The sequence below is a fragment of the Prescottella defluvii genome (assembly GCF_000738775.1).
GTDB lineage: Bacteria > Actinomycetota > Actinomycetes > Mycobacteriales > Mycobacteriaceae > Prescottella > Prescottella defluvii.
This window is the reverse complement of sequence record NZ_JPOC01000021.1, coordinates 1-6,537: the sequence shown is the minus strand read 5'-3', so window position 1 is coordinate 6,537 and position 6,537 is coordinate 1. Positions and strand designations below refer to the sequence as shown.

The window sequence follows — 6,537 nt, the reverse complement described above, 5'->3', positions numbered from 1 at the left end:
GCTGCTACAGCTCGGAGATCGGTGTGGACAGTTCCACGGCGATGCCCATCCGGTGCAGATTGCCCTCGAGCACGCTCCAGATCGACGTCGCGAGGAACTGCGCGAGTTCGTCACTCGACACCGTCTGCTCGGACTGGCTCAGCCAGCGGTTGACCGTCGCGTCGACGAGGCCCACGAGTGCGAAGGCCAGCGACTCCGCGAGGTCCGACGCCTGGCCGCGGCGGTCGAGGATGCCCGCGAGCAGCGCGCCCAACTGCACGCCGATCGCGGTCTTGGTACCGGTGACCACGCGTGAGCCGACGGTTCGTCGGCTGGGCGACCCCTTGCTGAGGAAGGCGTGCAGGCGGGGATGCTCGACGATCCACTTCACGTACGTGTCGACCGCGAGTTCGATCGTCTCCCGGACGGTGCCGTGCGGGGTGAGCGCCGGGGTCAGGTCGGCCATCATGACGTCGACGATCCGGATCCGGATCTGCTCGTCGAGGTCACCGCGGTCGGCGAAGATTCGGTAGACCACCGATCGGGGAACCTGCGCGCGCTCGCAGATCTGCTGAACCCCGACGTCCGGCCCGGCGGACTCGATCGCGGCCAGGGCCGCCTCGAGGATCCGGTCGCGACGCTGCACCTTGTGGTCGTCCCACCGGGTCGCGCGTCCGTCCGTCATTCGGTGAACAGTAGTGGAGCGGGCATTGACTGGACAACGTGTCTCACTTACTTTTGGTTGGACAGCGTGTCACACACACTTGATCCGAATCGGGAGTCCGCATGAGCAACAGGGTTTTCGTCGTCGGCGTGGGAATGACGAAGTTCGAGAAGCCGGGGGCACGCGAGTGGGACTACCCCGACATGGCACGGGAAGCCGGGACCAAGGCGCTCGCGGACGCCGGCATCGACTACCGAGAAATCCGGCAGGCGTACGTCGGCTACGTCTACGGCGAGTCGACGTCCGGTCAGCGCGCGGTGTACGAGTTGGGTCTCACCGGCATCCCGATCGTCAACGTCAACAACAACTGCTCGACGGGTTCGACGGCGCTCTACCTCGCGACTCAGGCGGTCCGTAGCGGTCAGGTGGACTGTGCGCTGGCACTGGGGTTCGAGAAGATGCAGACCGGTTCGCTCGGCACCACGTACGACGACCGCGAGCAGCCGATGATGCGGCACCTGCTCGCGCTCGCCGAACTGCAGGAGTTCGCGATGCCGCCGGCGCCGTACATGTTCGGGGCCGCCGGCAAGGAACACATGGAGCGCTACGGCACCACGGCCGAGCAGTTCGCGAAGATCGGCGTCAAGAACCACCGGCACTCGATCAACAATCCGTACGCGCAGTTCCAGGACGAGTACACGCTCGAGGACGTCCTCGCCTCCAAGCCGATCTACGGCCCGCTCACCAAGCTGCAGTGCTCGCCGACGTCGGACGGCTCCGGCGCGGTCGTCGTCGCGAGCGAGGCGTTCGTCGACAAGCACGGCCTCGCCGGGCAGGCCGTCGAGATCGTGGGCCAGGCGATGGTCACCGACCTGCCGAGCACGTTCGAGGACCGGAGCGCGATCAGCCTGGTCGGCGCCGACATGACCCGGACGGCCGCCGGGCTCGTCTACGAACAGGCCGGGATCGGCCCCGCCGACATCGACGTCATCGAACTGCACGACTGCTTCTCCACGAACGAACTGCTCACCTACGAGGCGCTCGGACTGTGCGCCGAGGGGGAGGGCGGCAAGCTCGTCGACGCCGATGACACCACGTACGGCGGCCGCTGGGTGGTCAACCCGTCCGGCGGCCTCATCTCCAAGGGGCATCCGCTCGGCGCGACCGGGCTGGCGCAGTGCAGCGAGCTGACGTGGCAACTGCGCGGCACCGCCGACAGGCGGCAGGTCACCGACGCCACGGTGGCGCTCCAGCACAACATCGGGCTGGGCGGTGCGGTCGTGGTCACCGCATACCGGCCCGCCGAACGCTGAATCCTTCCGTCCCACAACACTCCAGGAGTAGTCATGGCTTCCGTTTCCGTCTCCGCAGCCCTCCCCGCGGCCCCCGACAGGGCCTGGGACGCCCTGTCCGACCTCTCCCGCTGGGAGGAGTGGCTCACCATCCATCAGGGTTGGAAGAGTGAACTGCCCACCGAAGTTCGCCAGGGCGCCACCTTCACCGAGGTCGTCTCCGTGATGGGCATGGCGAACAAGATCGAGTGGACCGTCACCGAGGTCGAGGTACCGAAGCTGGTGAGGATCGCGGGCACCGGAATGGCCGGTGTCACGGTGGAGTTCACTCTCCGGGTCGAGCCCGACGGATCGGGGAGCAGGGCCGTCATCGACGCGAGTTTCAAGGGCACCATGATCGTCGGGCCGATCGGGAAGGCCGTCGCCAAGAACGCGGCCGTCGATCTCGAGGCGTCGCTTGCGAAGTTCGCCGAGTTGGTCGGCTAGGCGCGCGATGACCACGCCCACCGTCGAATTCGACACCTCCGGACTCGGAGCCTGGACCGACGAGCAGAGGTTCGAGGTCACCGCCGAACGCATCGCCGAGTACGCGGCGGCCACGAACGACCCCATCGAGCGGCATCGGCGTGGCGAGGTCGCCCCGCCGGTGTTCGCGGTGGTCCCGGCCTTCACGTCGATGGCACCCGCGGCGCTGTCGGTGGCGCCCGTCGAACTGCTGATGAAACTCGTGCACGGCGAGCAGGACTTCCACTTCCACCGGCCGATCTACCCGGGCGACATCCTGGTGGTCCGTGCCAAGCCGATCGGGTTCGAAGGGCGTGAGAACGGATCCACCGTGGTCGTCTACGTCGAGACCCGCTCGGACACCGGAGAATTGGTGAACGAGCAGTGGATGACGGCGTTCTTCCGCAAGGTCGATGCCGGTCCGGGCCTCGGGGATCGGGCGCCCGCGCACCGGTTCGACGACACGCTGCGCGTCACGCCTCCCGCGGCGTCGGTGGTGCAGCACATCGACAAGGACCAGACGTTCCGGTACTCGCCGGCGTCGGGGGATCCCATGCCGATCCATCTGGACGACGAGATCGCCCGCATGTCCGGTCTGCCGGGCATCATCAACCACGGCCTGTGCACGATGGCCTTCACGTCGTGGGCGGTTCTCACCGAGTTCGCCGACGGGGAGGTCGAGCGGCTGAAGCGGCTCGCGGTCCGGTTCGCGAAACCGGTTCTGCCGGAACAGGACATCGAGACACAGTTGCGGACATCGGGGTCCGAATCCGGGGCCACCGCCTATGTGTACGAGACCACCGTCGGTGACGAGCTGGTCATCAAGGACGGCCTCGCCGTCATCACCGATTGACTGTGTGACAACTGGCTCTGCGACAGAGGAGAACACTGATGGGAACACTGGACGGACGTGTCGCGATCGTCACCGGCGCGGGACGCGGCATCGGCCGCGAGCACGCACTGCTCTTCGCGGCGGAGGGCGCCGCGGTCGTGGTCAACGATCTCGGCGGTGCCAACGACGGCACCGGTGCGGACACCGGTCCGGCGCAACAGGTGGTGGACGAGATCGTCGCCGCGGACGGTCGAGCCGTCGCGAACACCGACAACGTCGCCGACTGGGCGGGCGCGGAGGCGCTGGTCGCGCAGGCCGTGCGTGAGTTCGGCCGCCTCGACATCCTGGTCAACAACGCCGGCATCCTGCGCGACAGCTTCATCGCGGGCATGGAGGAGGGCCAGTGGGACGCCGTGATCGCGGTGCACCTCAAGGGGCACGCCGCGACGCTGCACCACGCGGCCGCCCACTGGAAGGCACAGTCCAAGGCCGGTGAGACGGTGCAGGCCTCGGTGATCAACACCGCGTCGGCGTCGGGCACCTTCATGCCCAACGCCGGCCAGGGCAACTACGGCGCAGCCAAGGCCGGTATCGCCGCGCTGACCCTCGTCGCGGCGGACGAACTCGAGCGGTACGGGGTGCGGGTCAACGCCATCGCGCCGATCGCCCGCACCCGTCTCACGCTCGCGACCCCGGGTATGGGCGCGCTGTTCGCGGCGGAGATCCCGGAGGGCGAGTTCGACGCCTTCGCGCCGGCCAACATCTCACCGCTCGTGGCCCGCCTCGCCGCGGCGGACTGCAAGCTCACCGGCAAGGTGTACGCCGTGCAGGGTGGGGCGATCTCCGAACTGATCAACTGGCACGGCGGGGAGACCATCGAGAGCGACGGGCCGTGGACCGTCGACGATCTCGCCGAACGACTGGGCTGAGAGGCACGAGCGCATGGCACGCAACGCGTACGAACTCGGGCTCGGGCTGAGCGACGAGCATGTGGCACTGTCCGATTCGGTCCGCGGCTTCGCGGAACGCACGATCACCGCCGATCAGGTGCGGGCCGCGGTGGAATCGCGGACCGAGGACCGGTTTCCGTCGTTCTGGTCGGCGCTGGCCGGCCAGGATCTGCTGGGGCTCGCGGTGTCGGAGGACCGGGGCGGTCACGGCGCCGGCCTGCTCACGCTCGCGGTAGTGCTCGAGGCGCTGGGGCGCACCGTTGCTCCGGGTCCGTTCGTGCCCACCGCGGCGGCCGCGGCGGTGCTCGGAGCGGTCGATTCCAAGATCGGAATCGAGGTGCTGCCGGGTCTGCTCGACGGGACACGCACCGCGACAGTCGCTCTCGGTGTCCCGCTGCAGGCGGCCGCGGAGGGGGAGGGGTACCGACTCTCCGGGACCCTCGATGCGGTGCTCGGTGGCGAACACGCGGACGTGCTGCTGTTACCGGCCGTCGTCGGCGATGCGGTGCGCTGGATCGTCGTGGACGGCGCCGATCTCACGATCACACCGCAGGACAGCGTCGACGTGCTGCGTGGGTCAGCGCGGGTCGAGGCATCCGGGGTGACGGTCGGGTCCGACCGCGTTCTCGACGGGCTGGGCGAGCGGCGGGTGCGGTCCATCGTGTCGGTGGTGCTGGGCGCCGAGGCGGTGGGCGTGCTGTCGTGGTGCGTGTCGACGGCGGCCGAGTACGCCAAGACCCGCGTACAGTTCGGTCGGCCGATCGGGCAGTTCCAGGGTGTCAAGCACAGGTGCGCACACATGGGCATCGCGCTGGAGAAGGCGCGGGCCGCGATCTGGGATGCCGCGTCCGCGCTCGACGCCGACGACTCGACAGCCGATTTCGCGGCCGAGGTGGCGGCGGTGATCGTGCCCGACGCGGCCGTGCAGGTGGCGCAGGACTGCATCCAGGTGCACGGCGGTATCGGCTTCACGTGGGAGCACGACGCGCACCTGTACTACCGCCGGGCCCTCGCGATCCGCGGCGTGCTCGGCACCCGTGAGGAGCGGGTGGAGCGGGTCGCCGAACAGGCGCTCGCCGGTGTGATCCGGCAGTCGGAGTTGGAACTGCCCCCGGAGGCCGAGGCCGTGCGCGCGGTAGTGCGTGCCGATCTCGCGCCGATCGCGGCCATCGACGACGAGGACGACCGGCTCGTCGCGCTCGGGGACGGCGGTTGGGTGCAGCCGCACCTGCCGAAGCCGTACGGGCGCGGTGCGGGACCGCTGGAACAGATCGTGATCGCACAGGAGGCGAAGGCTGCGGGAATCGCTCTGCCGCAGTTGCTGATGGGTGGCTGGGCGGTGCAGGCCGTGGTGGCGCACGGCACGGAGAAGCAGAAGCAGGACCTGGCCGTGCCCACCCTGCGCGGCGACCTGGTGTGGTGCCAACTGTTCTCCGAACCGGGCGCCGGATCCGACCTGGCGTCGCTGACAACCAAGGCCGAGAAGGTGGACGGCGGCTGGAAGATCACCGGCCAGAAGATCTGGACCACCGTCGCGCAGTTCGCGGACTGGGCGATGCTCATCGCGCGCACTGACCCGTCCAGACCGAAGCACGAGGGCATCACGTACTTCGTGCTCGACATGTCCACACCCGGTGTGACGGTGCGGCCGCTGCGGGAGATGACCGGCTCGGCGCTGTTCAACGAGGTGTTCCTCGACGACGTGTTCGTCCCGGACGAGAACGTCGTCGGCGACCTGAACGATGGTTGGCGTGTCGCCCGGACCACGCTCGCCGGCGAGCGGGTGGCGCTGAGCCAGAAGATGGAGGCGTACGCGAGCGACAAGGATCTGCTCGCTTTCGTGTACGGCCGTCAACTGGGACCGGTGGGCCGCTACCGCTTCGGTGAGCTGATCGCCGAGAGTCAGGCGATCGACCTGATCGGCGCGCGGGTGGTACTGAAACAGCTCTCCGGTGCGGACGTGAGTACGACGTCGTCGGTCGGCAAGTTGCTGGGTATGGGCCTGGGGCAGGCGATCTCGGAGTTCGTGGTGGCCGAGCTGGGTCCGGCGGGAGTGGTGGCGGTACCCGGGCAGCCGAGCGACAAGGCGATGGAACAGCTCATCGCGGGCCGCGCGACGACGATCTACGGCGGCACCACCGAGGTGCAGCTCAACGTGATCGGCGAACGCATGCTCGGGCTCGCACGCGGTGCCCGGGTCGATCGTTCGGTTCCAGATCAGGTCGATCAGCTCGGGGAGGAAGCGGCGGACGGGCGCCGGCCCGCCGAACAGGTGCACCTCCGCGAAGAACAGTTCCGGACCGGGCAGGGCGACGC

Annotated in this window: 6 protein-coding genes; 5 read left to right on the top strand and 1 reads right to left on the bottom strand. The window is 68.7% G+C overall.

Features of this window, described 5'->3' with window-relative positions; genetic code table 11:
- Window positions 1-4: 4 nt before the first annotated feature.
- Window positions 5-664: a TetR/AcrR family transcriptional regulator gene (locus IJ15_RS0107940; protein WP_031937804.1), complete on the bottom strand. Its 660-nt coding sequence runs from the start codon at window positions 662-664 to the stop codon at window positions 5-7.
- A 101-nt stretch (window positions 665-765) separates the two neighbouring features.
- On the opposite strand from IJ15_RS0107940, the gene IJ15_RS0107935 reads away from it, so the two are divergent.
- The 5 genes from IJ15_RS0107935 to IJ15_RS0107915 all read left to right on the top strand — a co-directional run.
- Entirely contained in the window at window positions 766-1,956 is a 1,191-nt protein-coding gene (locus tag IJ15_RS0107935; RefSeq protein ID WP_031937803.1) for a lipid-transfer protein, read from the top strand.
- Window positions 1,957-1,989: 33 nt separating this feature from the next.
- Complete coding sequence (locus IJ15_RS0107930; RefSeq protein WP_031937802.1) at window positions 1,990-2,421, top strand: type II toxin-antitoxin system Rv0910 family toxin; 432 nt, start codon at window positions 1,990-1,992, stop codon at window positions 2,419-2,421.
- Window positions 2,422-2,428: 7 nt separating this feature from the next.
- Window positions 2,429-3,292 carry a MaoC/PaaZ C-terminal domain-containing protein gene (locus tag IJ15_RS0107925; RefSeq protein WP_031937801.1) on the top strand — a complete coding sequence of 288 codons (864 nt, stop codon included), beginning with the start codon at window positions 2,429-2,431 and terminating at the stop codon, window positions 3,290-3,292.
- 38 nt (window positions 3,293-3,330) lie between these two features.
- Window positions 3,331-4,200 carry an SDR family oxidoreductase gene (locus IJ15_RS0107920; RefSeq protein ID WP_031937800.1) on the top strand — a complete coding sequence of 290 codons (870 nt, stop codon included), beginning with the start codon at window positions 3,331-3,333 and terminating at the stop codon, window positions 4,198-4,200.
- A 13-nt stretch (window positions 4,201-4,213) separates the two neighbouring features.
- A partial coding sequence (locus tag IJ15_RS0107915) for an acyl-CoA dehydrogenase (RefSeq protein WP_156112052.1) occupies window positions 4,214-6,537 on the top strand: 2,324 nt, incomplete at its 3' end.